16 protein-coding genes are annotated in these 18,576 nt (G+C 66.9%); 11 read left to right on the top strand and 5 right to left on the bottom strand.

The window, feature by feature from the left end; all coding sequences use genetic code 11:
• Positions 1 to 113: 113 nt before the first annotated feature.
• Both GO999_RS23620 and GO999_RS23615 read right to left on the bottom strand, forming a co-directional pair.
• Positions 114 to 2,363 (bottom strand): xanthine dehydrogenase family protein molybdopterin-binding subunit, encoded by a 2,250-nt coding sequence (locus GO999_RS23620; RefSeq protein WP_211906961.1) that lies wholly within the window; start codon positions 2,361 to 2,363, stop codon positions 114 to 116.
• A 19-nt stretch (positions 2,364 to 2,382) separates the two neighbouring features.
• Entirely contained in the window at positions 2,383 to 2,841 is a 459-nt protein-coding gene (locus GO999_RS23615; protein ID WP_064047925.1) for a (2Fe-2S)-binding protein, read from the bottom strand.
• Between the two features lie 702 nt (positions 2,842 to 3,543).
• Between GO999_RS23615 and xopAG the strand changes: the two genes are divergently transcribed.
• From xopAG to cadR, 4 genes are all read left to right on the top strand, one after another.
• A complete protein-coding gene (xopAG, locus tag GO999_RS23610; RefSeq protein WP_211906960.1) occupies positions 3,544 to 4,899 on the top strand; it encodes a XopAG/AvrGf1 family type III secretion system effector in 1,356 nt (451 codons plus the stop codon).
• A 424-nt stretch (positions 4,900 to 5,323) separates the two neighbouring features.
• Positions 5,324 to 7,054 (top strand): 2-isopropylmalate synthase, encoded by a 1,731-nt coding sequence (gene leuA / locus GO999_RS23605; RefSeq protein ID WP_019719177.1) that lies wholly within the window; start codon positions 5,324 to 5,326, stop codon positions 7,052 to 7,054.
• Between the two features lie 127 nt (positions 7,055 to 7,181).
• Positions 7,182 to 7,583, top strand: a complete 402-nt coding sequence (locus GO999_RS23600) for a four-helix bundle copper-binding protein (protein ID WP_011003633.1) — start codon at positions 7,182 to 7,184, stop codon at positions 7,581 to 7,583.
• A 48-nt stretch (positions 7,584 to 7,631) separates the two neighbouring features.
• Positions 7,632 to 8,108, top strand: a complete 477-nt coding sequence (gene cadR / locus GO999_RS23595) for a Cd(II)/Pb(II)-responsive transcriptional regulator (protein WP_016724358.1) — start codon at positions 7,632 to 7,634, stop codon at positions 8,106 to 8,108.
• A 127-nt stretch (positions 8,109 to 8,235) separates the two neighbouring features.
• On the opposite strand, the gene GO999_RS23590 is transcribed toward cadR, so the two are convergent.
• Complete coding sequence (locus GO999_RS23590) at positions 8,236 to 10,584, bottom strand: heavy metal translocating P-type ATPase (protein ID WP_211906959.1); 2,349 nt, start codon at positions 10,582 to 10,584, stop codon at positions 8,236 to 8,238.
• A gap of 497 nt (positions 10,585 to 11,081) precedes the next feature.
• Here GO999_RS23590 and GO999_RS23585 point away from each other — a divergent pair, with 497 nt between their 5' ends.
• The 6 genes from GO999_RS23585 to GO999_RS23560 all read left to right on the top strand — a co-directional run bounded on the left by GO999_RS23585 (position 11,082) and on the right by GO999_RS23560 (position 15,405).
• Positions 11,082 to 11,387 (top strand): hypothetical protein, encoded by a 306-nt coding sequence (locus GO999_RS23585; protein WP_211906958.1) that lies wholly within the window; start codon positions 11,082 to 11,084, stop codon positions 11,385 to 11,387.
• Between the two features lie 64 nt (positions 11,388 to 11,451).
• Positions 11,452 to 12,828: an ATP-binding cassette domain-containing protein gene (locus tag GO999_RS23580; protein WP_232111423.1), complete on the top strand. Its 1,377-nt coding sequence runs from the start codon at positions 11,452 to 11,454 to the stop codon at positions 12,826 to 12,828.
• Between the two features lie 90 nt (positions 12,829 to 12,918).
• Positions 12,919 to 13,062, top strand: coding sequence for a hypothetical protein (locus tag GO999_RS24910; RefSeq protein ID WP_023470108.1), 144 nt, complete (start codon positions 12,919 to 12,921; stop codon positions 13,060 to 13,062).
• 249 nt (positions 13,063 to 13,311) lie between these two features.
• Entirely contained in the window at positions 13,312 to 13,779 is a 468-nt protein-coding gene (locus tag GO999_RS23570) for a universal stress protein (protein ID WP_016724363.1), read from the top strand.
• 122 nt (positions 13,780 to 13,901) lie between these two features.
• Positions 13,902 to 14,345, top strand: a complete 444-nt coding sequence (locus GO999_RS23565) for a nuclear transport factor 2 family protein (RefSeq protein WP_023470109.1) — start codon at positions 13,902 to 13,904, stop codon at positions 14,343 to 14,345.
• Positions 14,346 to 14,397: 52 nt separating this feature from the next.
• Positions 14,398 to 15,405, top strand: coding sequence for an NAD(P)H-dependent flavin oxidoreductase (locus tag GO999_RS23560; RefSeq protein ID WP_028854055.1), 1,008 nt, complete (start codon positions 14,398 to 14,400; stop codon positions 15,403 to 15,405).
• A gap of 46 nt (positions 15,406 to 15,451) precedes the next feature.
• On the opposite strand, the gene GO999_RS23555 is transcribed toward GO999_RS23560, so the two are convergent.
• Both GO999_RS23555 and GO999_RS23550 read right to left on the bottom strand, forming a co-directional pair.
• Positions 15,452 to 16,534 (bottom strand): ATP-binding protein, encoded by a 1,083-nt coding sequence (locus tag GO999_RS23555; RefSeq protein WP_016724366.1) that lies wholly within the window; start codon positions 16,532 to 16,534, stop codon positions 15,452 to 15,454.
• Complete coding sequence (locus GO999_RS23550) at positions 16,531 to 17,307, bottom strand: response regulator (RefSeq protein ID WP_118872556.1); 777 nt, start codon at positions 17,305 to 17,307, stop codon at positions 16,531 to 16,533. Before GO999_RS23550 ends, GO999_RS23555 begins: the two co-directional genes overlap by 4 nt.
• 98 nt (positions 17,308 to 17,405) lie before the next feature.
• Here GO999_RS23550 and GO999_RS23545 point away from each other — a divergent pair, with 98 nt between their 5' ends.
• On the top strand, positions 17,406 to 18,563 hold the full coding sequence (locus GO999_RS23545; protein WP_071011809.1) for an efflux RND transporter periplasmic adaptor subunit: 1,158 nt from the start codon (positions 17,406 to 17,408) through the stop codon (positions 18,561 to 18,563).
• Positions 18,564 to 18,576 lie beyond the last annotated feature (13 nt).

Raw genomic sequence — 18,576 nt, 5'->3', positions numbered from 1 at the left:
GGCGGACTCCGTGGGAGCAAGGGCTGATCCGGGGCGCAAGCAGCGCGCCGCGGAAGGAAAAAGGCCGGCACGCATCGCTGCATGCCGGCCATGATCGCATCGCGTCGAACCGGCTACACCGTGTCGAACGGCAGCTTGCGCAGCCGCTTGCCGGTCAGCGCGAACACGGCGTTGGCGACGGCCGGCGCGATCGGCGGCACGCCGGGTTCGCCGAGGCCGGTCGGGTTGTCGTCGGAGGGCACGAAGAACACGTCCACCGGCGGCGCATCCGGCATGCGCACGGGCGGGAAATCGGGGAAGTTGCTGTTCCTGGCGGCGCCGTTCTCGATCTCGATGGCAAAGCCCGGCGCGATCATCGCCAGGCCGAACACGCAGCCGCCCTGGATCTGCGCCTGCGCGCCCATCGGATTGATCACGCGGTTGGCATGCACGCCCGCTGTGACGCGGTGCACGCGCGGCTTGCCCTGGTCGATCGACACTTCCACGACATAAGCCACCACCGATTCGAACGACGCATGCACCGCCACGCCCCACGCCTGCCCCTTCGGCAGCTTGCGCTTGCCGTAGCCGGACTTGTCGACGGCAAGCCGCAGCGCCTGGCGATGGCGCTCGTGTTCCTTGTCGGTGAAGCGCGCCAGGCGATAGGCCACCGGGTCCTGCCCGGCGGCGTGCGCGACCTCGTCGACCAGCGTCTCCATCACGAACGCCGTGTGGGTATGGCCGACCGAGCGCCACCACAGCACCGGCACGTCCACGTCGGGGTGATGCACCGACACCTGCATCGGGAAGCCGTAGTCGTTCTCGATCACGCCCTCGGTCATGGTGGCGTCCACGCCGTTCTTGAGCATATAGGACTCGAACGGCGTGCCCTTCGTGATCGATTGCCCGACGATCACATGATTCCAGCCCAGCACCTTGCCGCCGCCGTCCAGGCCGATATCGACGCGGTGCAGATGCATCGGGCGGTAGTAGCCGCCGCGGATGTCGTCTTCGCGGCTCCAGATCACCTTGACCGGACCGCTGTGGCCGGCCGCCGCATAGGCCTTGGCGACGTTGGCCGCCTCCACCAGGTAGTCCGACGTCGGGACCGCGCGCCGGCCGAAGCCGCCGCCCGCCATCATCGTGTTCAGCTCGACCTTCTCGGGTGCAATCCCGAGCGCCTTGGCAAGCGCGCCCTGATCGACCGTCTGGAACTGCGTGCCGACCCACACCTTGGCCCCGCTGACCTTGCCGCCCGCGCTCTGCAGATCGATCGTGCAGTTGAGCGGCTCCATCGGCGCGTGCGCGAGATACGGAAACTCGTAGTCCGCGCGGATGCGCTTGGCGGCCGACTGGATGGCGCCGACATCGGCGGCCTTGGCCACGGTGCCGGGCTGGTCGGCGAGCGTCTTGTATTCGCGCATCAGCGCGGCGGAGGACACGCGCGAACCCGCGTCGTCCCACGTCGCCTGCAGCGCGTCTCGGCCCTGCTTGGCGGGCCAGTAGCCGTCGGCGATGACCGCCACGCCCGTGCCGCCGCGATCGGTCTGGATCGGCACGACGTCGACCACACCCTTGACGGCCTTGGCCGCGGCGGCGTCGTACTTGGCCACCTTGCCGCCGAAGCGCGGCGGGCGTGCCACCACCGCCACCTTCATGTCGGGCAGGCGCGTATCGATGCCGAACTTGAGCGATGCGTCGAGCTTGGCACGCGCATCCAGCCGCGGCGTCGGCTTGCCGACGATGCGGAACTGCGACGGGTTCTTGAGCGCGACCTGCCGGGGCACCGGCAGCGCCATCGCGGCCTGCGCGAGCTCGCCGTAGGTCGCGCGGCGGCTGCCGGCGATGACCACGCCGTTGGCCGTGCGGCACGCGGACGGGCCCACCTTCCAGCGCTCGGCCGCCGCCGCGATCAGCATCGCGCGGGCGCGCGCCCCAAGCTCGCGGTATTGCGCGAACGAATGGTTGAGCGCGGTCGAGCCGCCGGTGAGCTGGATGCCGAAGAGCGGGTCTTTATACGGATCGCCGGCCGGCGCGAGCGTCGCGCGGACGTTACGCCAATCGACGTCGAGCTCCTCGGCCAGGGCCATCGGCAGGGCCGTGTGCACGCCCTGGCCGAACTCGAGCCGGTTGACGGCCACGGTCACCGTATTGTCCGGCGCGATGACCAGGAAGGCCTGCGGCGGCGACGGCGGCTTGGCCGCCGCGTCCTGCGCGCCCGCCAGCATCGGCGCCACGCCGAGCGCGAAGCCGCCGCCGGCCAGCGCGGTGAGTTTCAGAAAGCTGCGACGGTCGAGCGTCGCGACGCTGGCATCGGCGCAAGCCGGCGCGGCCGGATCGTGAGCGCCGCCACCCGCCAGCGCTTCGAGATTGCGGATTCGCATCGTCTGTTCTCCGGTGGGCTTACGCCAGCGACCTGGCCGCGTCGTGGATGGCGGCGCGGATGCGCTGGTACGTGGCGCAACGGCACAGGTTGCCGGCCATGGCACTGTCGATGTCGGCGTCCGTCGGCGTCTTCTTGCTGCGCAGCAAACCGACGGCGCTCATCATCTGGCCGCTCTGGCAGTAGCCGCACTGCGCCACGTCATGCTTGATCCAGGCCGCCAGCACAGCCTTGCCGATCTTGTCGTCGGCGATGTGCTCGGAGGTGGTGATCTGCGCGCCGACCGCGGCGGAGATCGGCAGCACGCAGCTGCGCGTGGGCTGCCCGTTCAGATGGACGGTGCAGGCCCCGCATGACGCGACGCCGCAACCGAACTTGGTGCCGGTCAGGCCAAGGTTGTCGCGCAATGCCCAGAGCAGCGGGGTCGACGGGTCGGCGTCGACCTCCACCGGCCGGCCGTTGATAGTCAACGTCACCATGGCGGTTGTCTCCTTGCGGCGCGGGTGGGATGTCGCACCGTTATCGTTATGGCGTTCGCAACATCGCGGCGTGGCGGTGCGGACCGGATGTATTAAAGCAGGTTCATAGAATTCTGCAGACGGCCAAACGGACGGCCTTGCCGGCCCCCCCGGGCCGGCCGGCAAGCGCGGGAGACTCGCGCGCCGCACCGGGCGGCTGGCGTGGCGATGCGGGCAAGCCATGCCTCCCATTGGCCCGGCAAACTGGGCAGCGTCCAACGCCGCGCACGGCGCTTTACCGGCAGCGGAGTCCAGCGCCGCAGCGCGCTTTTCCGGGCCGCTCACGTGGCGCGGACGGCTGCTCATTCCCACCCACACAGGCGCCACATCCCCCGACAACACACATCCCGAATTCGCGAACGGATACCAATTTTCGCCGGTGCGTCATCCAACCCGATTCACGACCAATACTGTTCGCTCACAGAACAAAATATCCAAAAAATAATCCATTCTCTCAGCGCCCAGCGAGCCTTTCTCAATATGCCAAAAATCCCAAAAAACCTCTTCCATGCCATCGGATCAGTAACACAACATATCAACGAAACTCGAGCGCCACTGCGCAGTGTCCAGACCGCACGTGAGCGGTCCGCCCCATTGCCCAAGGCGCCGAAAACCGCCTCGGAAGGCCAGAGAAGCGGTTTTTCCCAATTCGGCTCCCGCGTCATGAAAGGCATTCTGGGTGCCGGCGCGATGGCCTACACCTATGACACGATCGCCAACCATTTCTTTCTGTCGACGACCGCGCTGCATGACAGCAAATATGGCTTCACCAGCGACGAACGGCTCGACAAGGCCCGACCGGAGGCGGAAGAGAACTACCAGATCTACCAGAGCCGCACCCCCGTCGAGCAGAGGGCGCATAACAAATCGGTCAATCCCTTCAGGCTGTGCGGCGAAAATCATTTCGTCACCATGACGGATTATCGCGTCGCCACGCGGGTCTATCTCTCGCGCCTGGTGGACTCCAAGGCGGCCCATGCCTTGATGTCGAACAACGTTCAGTGCCTCAAGGGCACTCACGTCAAAAAAGAAGCGGTGGAACAATTCAATCCCACCAAGCTCCCCAAGAATCTCGACCTGACCCAGAGCGCGGCGTATGACCGGAAAAACAAATACTCCCTGATCGGGGTCCGCAACGAAGAAACCGGCTCCTTCGGCTACACCTCGCGCTCGGCGACCCATCCGTTCGTGGCCGAGGGCTGGGATCATTTCTTCGAGGCCACGCGGGGAGAGAACGGCGTCACGCCCAAGCAATGCGTGGAGACCCTGGAGGCCTTGCTCGAGCGCGGCGACACGCTGAGCGCCGAAGCCCAGTTCGCCGCCGGCCAGCTCCTGCTGATCTACCGGCAGGCCTACGCCGACGACGAAAACTGGGGCAATGCCGAATCGGTCGTGCTGGCGGACCTGTATCGACACGGCCTGGCAAGCAAGGCGGAAGCCGACAAGATCGAGCTGACCCGGCCGCCGTATCAGGAAGATTTGGACATGGGCTGGGCCCGGCGCAACACCAGCCTCCTGGGGCCGATGCTGCAGCACACCGATATCTGGTGGCAGGAGCACATCCTCAGGAAAGACCCCGAAACGATCAAGAGCATCAACAACCTGCACGTGGCGGACCTGCAATACACGCCCCTGTCGCATTTCAAGCTGAACGAGCAAGGCAACGGGTTTGAAGACTGCTCGGGGCTCGGCGACTCGTTCACGAGCCTCAATGCCACCTCATGCCTGAACCACGCGCGACTCATGAGCGGCCGGGAACGTCTGTCCAGAGACGAGGTCATCGTCCTCATCGCGTGCCTCAATGCCGTATACGACAACGCGGGCGGGATCCGGCATACGCTGCAGGAAATCGCGCGCGGCTGTTTTGTCGGGGCCGGATACACGGTTGCGGAGGCCGATGACTTCTACCGGCGGCTGTGCAAGAACGCCGCCGAGATGTTCTACGGCGGACGGAACCTGAAGCCGCTGGTGCAACCGGAGCGGCCGGAGGTCATCAGCGTGGCCAGCCCCGCCGCCTGAGCGCAAGCCCCGGCGCTTGACAACCCATCGCAGCCCCCGGCACTATCGCCGGATGGCTTCCCGGCAGACCACCCCTCTTCACCGCCTCGCCCGCACGTCCGTGTGCGGGCACGGTCTGCTATCCGCCGTCCTACATCTGCTACGCGTGTAAGCGCGTAGATCCCCATTTCCCCTTCGTTCCGGTGTTTGATCGGCCCGTCGCCGCGATGGGCCTCGCGTGGCGCAGTCCGCGCGCCGTTCTGGAGCCTTCCATGTCCGCCCCGATCCCGACCCCGCTGTCGCTACGACTACCGACCGGTTGCCAGACCACGCGCCCGTGGCTGTCTGGCCGCCCCCGCAGCCCGCTCCCGGCCACGCCGGACGCCGCGCACGCAAGCGTCCCCGCTGTATGCAACCGATTCCGATCTCACAGGACACACTCGCCATGCTGAAGCACCCCGCCACCAAGTACCGCCCGTTCCCGCCGATCGCCCTGCCCGATCGCACCTGGCCGTCCAAGACCCTCACCCGTGCGCCGATCTGGATGAGCACGGACCTGCGCGACGGCAACCAGGCCCTGTTCGAGCCGATGAACGCCGAGCGCAAGATGCGCATGTTCAAGATGCTCGTGCAGATCGGCTTCAAGGAAATCGAAGCCGCCTTCCCCGCCGCCTCCCAGACCGACTACGACTTCGTGCGCGAGCTGATCGAAGGCGGACACATCCCCGATGACGTGACCATCGAGGTGCTGACGCAGGCGCGCGAGGACCTGATCCGCCGCACCATGGAATCGCTGCGCGGCGCCCGGCGCGCGATCATCCACGTCTACAACGCGACCTCGCCGGTGTTCCGCCGCACGGTGTTCAACACCGACCGCGAAGGCGTCAAGCGCATCGCCGTGGAGAGCGCGAAGCTGATCCGCGAGATCGCCGAGTCGATGCCCGAGACGCAGTGGACGTATCAATACAGCCCGGAGGTCTTCAGCGGCACCGAGCTGGACTTTGCGCTGGAGGTCTGCAACGCCGTCACCGAGGCGTGGGACCCGACGCCCGCGCACAAGATCATCTTCAACCTGCCGGCCACGGTGGAGATGGCCACGCCCAACGTCTACGCCGACCAGATCGAATGGATGCATCGCCACCTGGCGCGGCGCGATTCGATCCTCCTCTCCGTGCACCCGCACAACGACCGCGGCACGGCGGTCGCGGCGGCCGAGCTGGCGGTGATGGCCGGCGCCGACCGCGTGGAAGGCTGCCTGTTCGGCAACGGCGAGCGCACCGGCAACGTGGACCTGGTCACGCTGGCGCTCAACCTGTATTCGCAGGGCATCGATCCGGGGCTGGACTTCTCGCACGTCAACGACGTGGCGCGCACGTGCGAAGACTGCACGCAGCTGCCGGTGCACCCGCGCCATCCGTACGTGGGCGACCTGGTCTTCACCGCGTTCTCGGGCTCGCACCAGGACGCCATCAAGAAAGGCTTTGCAGTGCAGAAGCCGGATGCCATCTGGGAAATGCCCTATCTGCCGATCGACCCGGCCGACGTGGGCCGCACCTACGATTCGATCATTCGCGTCAACAGCCAGTCGGGCAAGGGCGGCATCGCCTATCTGCTGGAAAGCGGCTATGGCATCGCGATGCCGCGCCGGCTGCAGGTGGAGTTCAGCAGCACCGTGCAGCAGCTGACCGATGCCAGCGGCCGCGAAGCCACCGCCGCCGACATCTGGGCGCTGTTCCAGGAGACCTATCTGCGGGCCGACGGGCCGATCGGCTACGTGTCGCACCGGCTCGCGGAGCGTGATGACGGCAGCCAGCACATCCGCCTGGTCGTCAACATCGCCGACCGCGAGCACGTCTGCGAAGGCGTGGGCAACGGGCCGCTGGATGCGCTGGTGCAGGCGCTGGCCGCGGTGCTGGCGGCGCCGGTGTCGATCCACCACTACGAAGAGCGTGCACTGGGCCAGGGCGCGAACGCCGATGCCATCGCCTTCGCGGAACTGGCCGCGCCGGGCGTGGCCGGCAGCGTGTTCGGCGTGGGCATCGACGCGAACCTGACGACCGCATCGATCCGCGCGGTGGTGGGCGGCGTGAACCGGCTGGCGGCGCGCCACGCGCAGGCGCAGCCGGGTCAAAGCCTGCTGCGGCGCGGCATGGCGCCTTCCATGGAGCTTGCCTGATCACTCAGGTTTATCCCCGCAGTCGGCGGTGAGTTGCTACATTGAAAGCATGCCGCCCGGGCGTCGCCCGGGTGCGCATCCGTTTCGTCGCGCGCATGCGTGTGACTCCACTGCCAGGAGAACCGAGATGATTCATCGTCCGACCGCGAAGGAGAATGCCAAGCGTTTTGCCAGTGTGATCCAAGCGCTCCACGCCTGCGAAACCGCCTGCGCGTATTGCGCGACGGAATGCGGCAAGAACGGGCATGCCGAAGCCATGGGCCGCTGTGTCAGCCTGTGTACCGACTGCGCCAGGTTCTGCGCGCTCGCACGCGACTTCCTGGAGCGCAACAGCGAATTCGCCGAGCTGCTGCTGGAAGACTGCGCCGAGATCTGCCAGCAGACCATGGAGGAATGCGTCCATCACGCTGAAGGCCATTGCCGCAAGTGCGCCGAAGCCTGCGAGCAGTGCAAGAAGGCCTGCCTCGAAGTGGCCGGCGCCGCCCCGCTCTCCTCGGCGCAGCAGAAGGAGCTGCTCGCCGCCCTGTAAGGCGTAAGGCGTATGCTTGAGGGTTGTCCCGCCAAGCCACGCCTCATCATGAAAATCGGCGAACTCGCACAGCGCACCGGCGTCAGCATCGAAACCATCCGCTTCTACGAAGCGCAGGGCCTGCTGCCCCCGCCGGCGCGCGCCGCCAACAACTACCGCGTCTACACGCCCGAGCATGCCGAGCAGCTGGCCTTCATCGCCAAGTGCCGGTCGCTCGACATGGCGCACGCCGAAATCCGGCGGCTGATGGAGCTGCAGGCCAACCCCCAGGCGTCGTGCAAGGAAATCAACCGCCTGCTCGACGAGCACCTGCGCCATGTCGAAGCCCGCATCGCCGAGCTGACCGAGCTCAAGCGCCAGATCGAGGCGATCGGGCAGCGGTGCACCACGGCCGCCTCCGTGGCGGAGTGCGGCGTGCTGCAGTCGCTGCACGAAGAGCCGCTGCCGGCCAGGGGCGCCGATCACCATGCCGACCATGCGGATGCGGAGCACGCGCATCGGCATATCCGCGGCGTGCATCGCTGACGACGCCCCACTTTTCTGCGGCCCGGCGCGTCCGCATGCGCGTGCGATACGCGCCGCATTTCACGGCATCACCTACCCGAACGCCGCCATACGCGGCCCGCGCTGAGCGCAACCGATGCGCGCGCGCTCAAGCACGCGCGCGCATCACCCGCAGCCCGTTGAACACCACCAGCAGGCTCGCACCCACATCGGCGAAGATCGCCATCCACAGCGTCGCCTCGCCCGCCACGGCCAGGGCGAGGAAGACGGCCTTGATGCCCAGCGCGAGCGCGATGTTCTGGCGCAGCACGGCCACGGTGCGCCGGCTGATGCGGATGAAGGTGCCCAGCTTGCGCGGGTCGTCGTCCATGATGGCGACGTCGGCGGCCTCGAGGGCGGTGGCCGTGCCGGCCGCGCCCATCGCGAAGCCGATGTCGGCGCGGGCCAGGGCCGGCGCGTCGTTGATGCCATCGCCGACCATGCCGACGAAACCGTATTGCGCGGCCAGCTCGCCGACCACGCGCTGCTTGTCGGCCGGCAACTGCTCGGCATGCACGGCGTCGATGCCGACTGCCCGGGCAATGGCCTGCGCGGCGCGGCGGTCGTCGCCGGTCAGCATGACCGGATGCACGTGCAGGGCACGCAGGCCGGCGATGGCCTCGGCGCTTTCCGCGCGCTCGCGGTCACGCACGCCGAAGAGCGCCACCGCGCCGCTCGCATCGCACAGCGTGACCGCCGACATGCCCTCGGCCTGCAGCCGCTCGGCGGCCTGACGCCAGGCCGGCGTATCGAAGCCGCGTTCAGCGACGAGCGCGGCGTTGCCCAGATGCCAGCGCACGCCGTCGAGCGTGCCCGCGACGCCGCGGCCGGGCAGCACGGACAGGTCATCGACGCCACGCGTCTGCGCCGCCCCGTGCGCGGCGGCGGCCTGCACGATCGCCAGGGCAATCGGGTGCGTGGTATGGGCATCCAGCGCCGCGGCCACGCCCAGCGCCCGCAGCTGGGCGGCATCGGTCGCGGCATTCAGTGCCGTCACCGCGCGGCGCGTGCCGTCGGGCAGCGCCACCGTATCCAGCACCGGGCGGCCGGCGGTCAGGGTGCCGGTCTTGTCGAGCGCCAGCGCGCGCAGGCGCCGGCCGCTTTCCAGATAGACGCCGCCCTTGACGACGATGCCGCGCCGCGCGGCCGCCGCCAGCCCGCTGACCACGGTGACCGGGGTGGAGATCACCAGCGCGCACGGGCAGGCGATCACCAGCAGCACAAGCGCGCGATAGGTCCACGCGAACCAGCCGTCGGCCGTCACCTGCGGGCCGATCACGGCGACGGCCAGCGCGAGCAGCATCATCGCGGGCGTGTAGAGGGACGCGAACGTGTCGACGAAGCGCTGGGTCGGCGCGCGCTGCGCCTGCGCTTCCTGGATGGCCGCGGCGATGCGGGCGAGCGTGCTATCGGCGGCGACCGCCGTGGCCTCGGCCTCGATCACGCCATCGGTGACGATGGTGCCGGCGAGGATGCTATCGCCGATGGCCTTTTCCACCGGCAGGCTCTCGCCGGTGACGGGCGATTCGTCCAGCGCGGCGCGGCCGGCGACGATGCGCGCGTCCACCGGAACGCGGCTGCCGGTGCGCACGCGCAGGCGCGTGCCCATGGCGACCGACTCGACCGCCGCCGCCCGCCAGCCGCCGGCCCCATCGGCCACCTCCGCCGTGTCGGGCGCGATGGCCGTCAGCGCGCGGACGGCATCGCGGGCCCGGACCAGCGCGCGCGCCTCGATGGCCTCGGCCACGGCGAACAGGAAGATCACCATCGCGGCCTCGGCCCATTTGCCGATCAGCAGCGCGCCGATCACGGCCACGGCCATCAGGAAATGGATGTTGAACGCGAGCGCGCGCAGGGCGATCCAGCCCTTGCGCAGCGTCTGGCCGCCCGCCAGCGCGATGGAGGCCAGCGCCAGCCCCAGCACCGGCCAGGCATGATCGCCCAGCGACCAGGCGATGGCCTCCGCGCCGAACGCCGCCACGCCGCCGAGCCCCAGCAGCCAGGCGCGGCGCGACACGCCTACTGGCCCGGCCGCGGGCTCGGCCGCCGCGCGATCGTGCGCCTCCAGCACCTCGCCGTCCATGCCGATGGCGCGCAGCGCTTCCAGGAACGGCGTGACGTCGTCGACGGTGTGGTGGATGGTGAGATGCCGCTCCAGCAGGTTGAAATCCAGCGCGACCACGCCTTCGGCGTTGCCGAGGCGGGCGCGGATCATCCGCTCCTCGGTCGGGCAGTCCATCTGCGCGATGCGCAGGCGGGTGCGGCCGGAGGCGCGGGCCCGCGCGGCGGCATCGGCCGCGGCGGCGGCCGCCTGAGGATCGTGCGCGTGATCGTGGCCGGGATGCGGCGCTGGCGCGGGGCGGACAGCGGTGTCCCGCGCGGCCGGTTGATCGTGGCCGCAGCAACCGCTGCAGCCGGTCTGCGCGGGCTTGGCATGGGCGTGGTCGTGAGAGGTCATCGCAGAGGCAGGATGGGTTGTCTGCCGTCATTCAAAACCCTGAAGGAACTTCAGGGTCAAGCGCCTGCACCGGATATGTGGCAAGGCGAGCGTTTCGCGCGATCCGGTGTGGGCTTGCAGCCTGCCGGCGGACGAGGCGACCGCTTCCGCCCTCTGTCCCCGCAACCCACCTGAATTGTTTGAGGTCACGGTCGGCTGAGCCGGCTGCCAGGCAGCGTGAGGGCGACGGAGGGCGCGTGGACATGAAAAGCAGACGCTGGAGCAACGGCGACGTCCACCATCAACCAATTTTCTATTTTTATAACATCATTCCATTCAAAATAATGTGATTTTCAATCACCGAAAATTTTTCAACTTTTGATTGTCTTATCCGATATTTGACGTTCGGCATCAACCTCTCTACGTTGGTCAGGCACTCGCCGATTCGGTTTTAACCCCTCAACTTGCCTGGACGCAGTTCATCTAATCCCGACTCCCTTTCATGGATAGGAGCAATCATGGTTTTGCAGACCAGCCTGGCCCAACAGATAGAGACACTTTTCCCCCTGACAGGGACCCTGCAATTTTCTGCCAGCAAGAAGTACAGCGCGCTCGAACATCTGCGCAAGGGATATCGTGCATTCCTCGCAACGCTAGGCCAACGCCCGGTCGACATTGACAGTACCGAACTCGCGTGGATGGTCGTTGCATTGCGGGGCCTGTTCTCCAACGATTCGTTGCGGGATGACAAGCAACAGGCGATTGTCATCAGCGAAAAAAGGGATGACGACTGCGCGAGCACATCCGCCGCGGCGACGGCTTGAGATGCAAAACGCAGAGTGGCCGGCATCCCCGGTGTCAGAACCGCAGGGCAATCGCAGGCGACACATGGAGTGGTCGACCGCCAGCAGACCGGCCGTTATCTACGGACACCGCGTTGCCTGGATCTCCATCGCCCTGATCGTCATGCATCAGAGCCTGGTGGCGGCCTCAACCGTGTTCTTGACGCAGGCGATCGAACGATTTCAAGTCGGGGGGGACTACCTCCCCTTTCTATACCTCTATCTGGCAGCCATGACGCTGCCCTACATTCCCGGCTGCGGCTCATTCGTCTTCCTGCAGCGATGGATCAACGACGCGCACCATGCATTTGTGAGCCGGCTCTCCGAGCAAATCAGAGGAAAGGTTGCTCAATATCGCAACGTTTCGCAACGCGAACGCGTGACCGCGACCCTCGCGCGGAACTCGCTGCCGGTGTTAAGAGAGTACATCACGTTCATACATGATCTTGTCAGCTTTACACTGAACAGCTCACTGAGTATGGCCGTCATCATTTTCCTTTTGCCATCCAAACTGGCACTGGGATATATCACCAGTTTCATGCTGTGCCTTGGATTCATATTCCTACTCAGGAAGACGATCGCTGCATCCTCATCAGATTACGAAATCCGCTATCTCACTTACACGGATTCACTCAATAAAGCATGGGATAACGTGGCGCTCGGGAACAGCTATAACGAGACGATCTGGCGGCGCAGAAAGGAGGAGGCCGGACGGAATTTCTACAATGCCGCCATTGCGCTGCAAATACGAAAGCAACTAGGGAACCTACTTCTCGCCGGTGCATCGCTGTTGCCGACGATCTTCTTGATCGTCATGATCTTCCGCGACGGGCGCGCCTCTGCGCCCGTTGTGGCCGCCGTGGTCGTCAACCTCACCCGTATCTTCCTCATACTGAACTCGCTGAGTGCGCTGGTCTACAAGGTGCTGGACTTCTCTGCGATGCGAGCAAAGCTCGAAGTCCTGTTTGCTCCCGTGTACACGCCCCTCGACAGCGGGTCGGCCAGCGCGGACCACGTCGGCACGATCTATGTCAATGGCTCCGAGGTACAAGGCAGCTCACAGGTCATTGATTACGTTTCCAACGTTGAACATGGGCGCATCAGGATTACCGGACCGAACGGCAGCGGAAAATCCAGCGCCCTGCTGGCGCTGAAAGAACAGTTTGGCAACAGGTGCTTCCTTATGCCCACGAACCAGGCCAGCTTGGCATGGGAAGGTGTCAATGAAGCACTCTCAACCGGGCAGCAAATGATCTCGTCACTGCAGGAGGTCGTCTCAATCGAGGATGTCAAATACATCCTGCTGGACGAATGGGATGCCAATCTTGATCAGGGCAATGCGACAGGAATCGACGTGGTTCTTGATGAACTGGCAAGTACCAAAGTGATCGTTGAAGTTCGCCATATGCGCGGCCAACAATGAAAGCCCATCACCTCTGCAACACCCCGCTCGTGGATGCGGATTTTCACTCCCACCAGGCTTCCCGCACGTTCTGGATACGAAACCTGGGGGATGGCAAAGATCATTCCTTCGATGTCCGGTAGGCAAAACGACCGTATCGATGCATCTGCTCTGGGGCGCGCGCACGCGCTGACGCCAGTGGCGTTCCATCGCATCGAGGAAATGCCTCAACATCGGCGCGGTCAGCGGGCGTGAACTGGCCATGCGAAGGGGGAATTGGGACGCGCTGGCTCCGACGATCGGCAAGTTGCCGAATCTCGGGCTTGTGGGAAAGGTGCAGGCCTGCGTGCAGGGTGGCGGCGCAGACGCTGCTGGACCGGCTGATGGCGCATCCCGCCCATGCCGTCGCGCCGGGTTGACCGCACGCAAACCGTGGCCCCCACCCGCGCGGCAGCGCGGATACGGCCTGCTACAGTGACGTCATCCCTTACGCCGGAGCGCCCCATGCACCAACGCATCCTCGCCGCCTTCGACGGCAGCCACGAAGCCCGCCTGGCCGTGGACGAAGCCGCCGCCCTCGCCCGCGCCTTCGACGGCCGCGTGCGGGTGGTGTGGGCGATCGGCTCGCCGCGCATGCCGGAAGGTGTCGGTATTTACAGCGTCGAGCAACTGCGCGAGGAAGAACACCGTACCGCCACGGCCTCGCTGGCCGAACTGCAGCGCAAGTTCGATGCCGACGGCACCGCGGCCGAGACCGGCGTGCTGATGCTCGGCGATCGCGACGACGATATTGGCGGCGCGCTCGAGCACGAGGCCGTGCGCTGGCAGGCCGACACCATCGTGGTGGGCTCGCAGGGCAAGCGCGGCCTGGCGCGCATCCTGCTGGGCAGCGTGGCCGAACGCACCGTCAAGGTCTCGCGCCGCACCGTCATCGTGGTGCGCGCACAGCACCCCGACCACGCCGACGGCTGACCGGTCCGTCCCTTTCAATTGGAAGCAGCCCACTATGCAACAAGTTGCATAGTGGGCTGCCGGATGCTATGTTGCCTAACATTGAATGCAACCTGTTGCATCAACCGTTCGAAGGAGACACCTTGACCCAGCCGATTCCCGCCGGTTTGGCCGCCCCTGCCCGAGCCACGCTCGGCGCCTGGCACGCCATGCTGGAGAGCGGCGACCTGGACGCGCTCGACATGCTGTTCGCCGAGGACGTCGTCTTCCGCTCGCCGGTGGCGCACACGCCTTACCCCGGCCGCAACGCCGCGGCGCTGGTGCTGCGCACCGTCGTCACCGTCTTCGAGGCGTTCCGCTACCACCGCAGCTTCGCCACCGACGACGGGGCGAGCGTGGTGCTCGAATTCAGCGCCGCCGTTGCCGGCAAGTCGCTCAAGGGCATCGACATGATCCGCTTCGATGCCGACGGCAAGATCATCGAGTTCGAAGTGATGGTCCGCCCGGCCACCGGCCTGCAAGCGCTCGGCGCCGCGATGGGTGCGAAGCTGGGCGACCAGCTCGGCCGGCTCAAGACCGGTGCCTGAGCGCGCCCGCCCCGCTGCCCCGATTCCATCGATCTCAACGGAGACTTGTGCCATGTCATTGCCGCCGATCCTGCGGAACCGCCTGTCCGTGCCCGTGGTGGGCTCGCCGCTGTTCATCATCTCCAATCCGGATCTCGTGATCGCCCAGTGCAAGGCCGGCGTGGTCGGCTCGTTCCCGGCGCTGAACGCGCGCCCGGCCGAGCTGCTGGAGACCTGGCTGCAGCGCATCACCACGGCGCTGGCCGAATACGATGCGCAGCATCCGGACAAGCCCTCGGCACCGTTCGCCGTCAACCAGATCGTGCACAAGTCCAACGACCGGCTCGAGCACGACCTGGCGCTGTGCGTGAAATACAAGGTGCCCATCGTCATCACCTCGCTGGGCGCGCGCGAGGAGGTCAACCACGCGGTGCACAGCTATGGCGGCATCGTGCTGCATGACGTCATCAACAACACCTTCGCCAAGAAGGCGATCGACAAGGGCGCGGACGGGCTGATCGCGGTGGCGGCCGGGGCGGGCGGCCATGCGGGCACGACCTCGCCGTTCGCACTGATCCACGAGATCCGCGAGTGGTTCGACGGCCCGCTGCTGCTGTCGGGCGCCATCGCCAACGGCAATGCCATCCTGGCGGCGCTGGCGGCCGGGGCGGACCTGGCCTACGTGGGCTCGGCCTTCATCGCCACCGAAGAGGCGAATGCGATCGAAGCCTACAAGCAGGCCATCGTGGAGAGCACCGCCAGCGACATCATCTACACCAACCTGTTCACCGGCGTGCACGGCAACTACCTGCGCAAGAGCATCGTGGCGTCCGGCCTGGACCCGGACGCGCTACCGGAGTCGGACCCGAGCAAGATGAACTTCGGCTCGGGCGATGGTGCCAAGGCCAAGGCCTGGAAGGACATCTGGGGCGCCGGCCAGGGCGTGGGCGCGGTCAAGCGCGTGGTGCCGGCGGCGGAGTTGGTCAGGCGCTTCGCGAAGGAGTTCGAGATGGCGCGCCGACGCCTCGGCCATATCGAGGCGCTGCGCACGCCGACCGGCGCTTCGGCGACGACGGCCTGACCACCCGTTGCATCCGCGCGGATCGCGGCGAGCGATCCGGCAGCGGTCAGGTCGGATGCGGTGCTGGCCCGCAGTCTTCGGGCCAGCGCAATTCGAACAGCGTGCCGCCGCCGTCGGCCTGGCTGCAGATGGCCTGCCCACCATGCGCATGCGCGATGGCAGCCACCACGGCCAGCCCCAGGCCGCTGCCCCCACCTCCGCTCGAGCGCGCATCGTCCGAGCGCCGGAAAGCCTCGAAGACATGGGGTGCGAAGTCGGCGGGAATGCCCGGGCCATCGTCCTCGACACGCAGATGGCACCTTCCATGTTCGATGCGCGTCTGAATCCGTATCGAACCGGGCACGGCATGCCGATGCACGTTTTCGAGCAGGGCCAGCAGCGCTTGCCGAATCCGGACCGGATCGCAGCGCATGCGCCGCGCCTCCAGATCCAAGACGGGGTGCTGGCCCGCGGCGCGGAGCACGTCCCCAAAAAACGCCACGACGGCTTTGACTTCAGCGACAAGGTCGGACTCCCGCACCTGAAGGTCCAGATGGCCGCTTTCCGCCAGGCTGACCACGCGCAGATCCTCGATCAACCGGGTCAGGCTTTCGACCTGGGTCAGCAGGCTGCGGAACTGGGGTTCATCGGGGGTGAAGACCCCTTCGGCCAGGCCCTGCAAGCGTCCGCGCAGTATGGTGACCGGCGTGCGCAGTTCGTGGGCAATCGCAGCGTTCCAGAACACCTGCTCTTCGGTCACGCGTTGCAGCTGATCCGCCAGCGCGTTGAAGTCGTCGGCGAGCAGGGCCGCCTCGCCCAACGAGCGATCGCCCGCGATGGCACGCACGCCCAGATCGCCCCGGGCGACCCGGCGAAGGCTGTCGGCCACCGAGTTCAACGGCACCAGGATACGGCGCGCCAGATTGACCGCCACGACGATCGCCATCGCCAGACCGGCCAGGGTGGTGGCGATCAGCCACACCCACTCCGGCCCCGTCGGTAGCCAGCTCGCCTGGCAGAAGTCGCGGGACCAGTACGTCATGGCCAGATAGTAGAACGCATAGGACGTCAGCACGACGAGCAACGTCACGCCGAACGCCATCGCCATCATCGACAGCGCGATCTGTCGGCTCAGCCCTGCCAGTTTCATTCGAGGCTCCAGAGCCGGTAGCCGACACCGCGAACGCCGACCGGCATGCCATTGACGCCCAGGTCTTCCAGTTTCTTGCGCAGCTTGCTGATATGGCTGTCCACCGTGCGCTCCAGGGTGTCGCCCTCCGGCAGGCAGGCGGCCAGCAGTTCCGCGCGGCTGAACACCCGCTTGGGCGCACGCGCCAACTGTGCCAGCAGCTTGAATTCGGTCAACGTCAACGTCAATGCCAGGGCATGACGTTGCTTTCCAAGCTGCACCGTGGCTTCGTGGTTGTCCAGGTCGATCTGGAACGGCGCCACGCGCAAGACGCGCTGATCGCGGCGACCCGTGCCGGACATCGACCGACGCAGCACCGCCTGCGTGCGCGCCACCACTTCCGCCGGATTGAAGGGCTTGACCACATAGTCATCCGCACCGATGCGCAGCCCCATCAGCTTGTCGATGTCCTGGTCCAGCGCCGTCAGCATGATGACGGGCGTATCGCCCCGATGGCGGATCTCGGAAAGCGCTTTCCAGCCATCGACGTGGGGCATCTGCACATCCAGCAGCACAAGGTCGGGCTTGAGGGACAAGTGCAGTTCCAGTGCCTCGCGTCCGTCGGCGGCGTGCACGCTGCGCAAGCCGCTGCGTGCCAGATACGCCGCGAGGATATCGGCGATCTCGGGCTCGTCCTCGGCAATGAGGATCAAGGCCTGGGCGCTTTGGGCGGCGCCCGACGGTGGGGGCATGACAGGCACGGCGGCGGCTCCACGTTGATTCAGTATCTCCATCGAATCTCCATACTAGCTCAGCCGAAACACCATCGGGCACATTCAGACTGCCAGCTGTCTTTGCCGGCAGCCGGCTGCCTGCGCCTGAAGGAATCCATATGAAGATCGAGCGACTGCGCCGCCATGGCGGCGTGCATGTCCTGCTGGCGGCGATGCTGGCGGGTTGCGGGCCATCCGAACCGCAAAGCGCCCCGCCCGCGGCCGAGGTTGCCACCACCACCGTGGCGCCTGCCCACCTGGAACTGACTGAAGACCTGCCCGGCCGCGTGGCAGCGGTGCGCGTTGCCGAGATCCGGCCGCAGGTCAGCGGCATCGTGCAGCGCCGGCTGTTCGAGCAAGGCACCGAGGTGCGCGCCGGCCAGCCGCTGTTCCAGATCAACCCGGCCCCCTTCCGGGCCGATGCGGACACGGCCGCCGCCGCCCTGCGGCGGGCCGAGGCCGCGCTGGCGCGCGCACGGGTGCAAACGACACGGCTCCAGCCCCTGGTCGAGGCCGATGCAGTCAGCCAGCAGGCCTACGACGACGCGGTGTCGCAGCGCGACCAGACCGCCGCCGATGTGGAGCAGGCCCGCGCCACGCTGGCGCGGCGACAGCTCGACCTGAAGTTCGCCACGGTGGAGGCCCCGATCCCGGGTCGCATCGACCAGGCGCTGGTCACCGAGGGGGCGCTGGTCAGCAGCGGCGACAGCAACCCGATGGCACGCATCCAGCAGATCGACCAGGTCTACGTCGACGTGCGCCGTCCGGCGTCCTCGCTCGAGGCCCTGCGGCAGACGCTGGCGACGCAGAAGACGGGCGCCGGCGACGGCCTGCCGGTGGCGGTGCTGCGCAGCAACGGCGAGCCGTATGAGGCCAAGGGGCACATCCTGTTCTCCGGCATCAACGTCGACGCCGGCACCGGAGACGTCCTGCTGCGCGTATTGGTGAACAATCCGCAGCGGCAACTGCTCCCGGGCATGTTCGTGCGCGCGCGGGTGCCGCATGCGCGCTACACCGACGCGCTGACGGTGCCGCAGCAGGCGGTGGTGCGCGTGGGCGGGCAACCGCAGGTCTGGACGCTCGACGCGAACAGCCACGCGCGCCTCAAGCCGGTGGAGCTGGGCGAACTGGCGGATCGCCGCTATCGCATCCGCGCGGGGCTCAGCGCCGGACAGAAGATCGTGGTCGAGGGGATGGAGCGTCTTTCCGACGGCGCCGCGGTCGCCGCGCACGACTGGAAGTCTCCCGAGCCCGTTCCCGCGGGCCCCGCGCGCTGAGCCACGGAGAGCG

The organism is Ralstonia nicotianae (assembly GCF_018243235.1).
In the GTDB taxonomy this organism is placed as follows: Bacteria; Pseudomonadota; Gammaproteobacteria; order Burkholderiales; family Burkholderiaceae; genus Ralstonia; species Ralstonia nicotianae.
This window is presented reverse-complemented; position numbering and strand designations above follow the sequence as displayed.

Coding starts and splice junctions, on each gene's coding strand:
- GO999_RS23620 (WP_211906961.1), bottom strand. CDS start 2,363: ATGCGAATCCGCAATCTCGAAGCGCTGGCGGGTGGCGGCGCTCACGAT.
- GO999_RS23615 (WP_064047925.1), bottom strand. CDS start 2,841: ATGGTGACGTTGACTATCAACGGCCGGCCGGTGGAGGTCGACGCCGAC.
- xopAG (WP_211906960.1), top strand. CDS start 3,544: ATGAAAGGCATTCTGGGTGCCGGCGCGATGGCCTACACCTATGACACG.
- leuA (WP_019719177.1), top strand. CDS start 5,324: ATGCTGAAGCACCCCGCCACCAAGTACCGCCCGTTCCCGCCGATCGCC.
- GO999_RS23600 (WP_011003633.1), top strand. CDS start 7,182: ATGATTCATCGTCCGACCGCGAAGGAGAATGCCAAGCGTTTTGCCAGT.
- cadR (WP_016724358.1), top strand. CDS start 7,632: ATGAAAATCGGCGAACTCGCACAGCGCACCGGCGTCAGCATCGAAACC.
- GO999_RS23590 (WP_211906959.1), bottom strand. CDS start 10,584: ATGACCTCTCACGACCACGCCCATGCCAAGCCCGCGCAGACCGGCTGC.
- GO999_RS23585 (WP_211906958.1), top strand. CDS start 11,082: ATGGTTTTGCAGACCAGCCTGGCCCAACAGATAGAGACACTTTTCCCC.
- GO999_RS23580 (WP_232111423.1), top strand. CDS start 11,452: ATGGAGTGGTCGACCGCCAGCAGACCGGCCGTTATCTACGGACACCGC.
- GO999_RS24910 (WP_023470108.1), top strand. CDS start 12,919: ATGGCAAAGATCATTCCTTCGATGTCCGGTAGGCAAAACGACCGTATC.
- GO999_RS23570 (WP_016724363.1), top strand. CDS start 13,312: ATGCACCAACGCATCCTCGCCGCCTTCGACGGCAGCCACGAAGCCCGC.
- GO999_RS23560 (WP_028854055.1), top strand. CDS start 14,398: ATGTCATTGCCGCCGATCCTGCGGAACCGCCTGTCCGTGCCCGTGGTG.
- GO999_RS23555 (WP_016724366.1), bottom strand. CDS start 16,534: ATGAAACTGGCAGGGCTGAGCCGACAGATCGCGCTGTCGATGATGGCG.
- GO999_RS23550 (WP_118872556.1), bottom strand. CDS start 17,307: ATGGAGATACTGAATCAACGTGGAGCCGCCGCCGTGCCTGTCATGCCC.
- GO999_RS23545 (WP_071011809.1), top strand. CDS start 17,406: ATGAAGATCGAGCGACTGCGCCGCCATGGCGGCGTGCATGTCCTGCTG.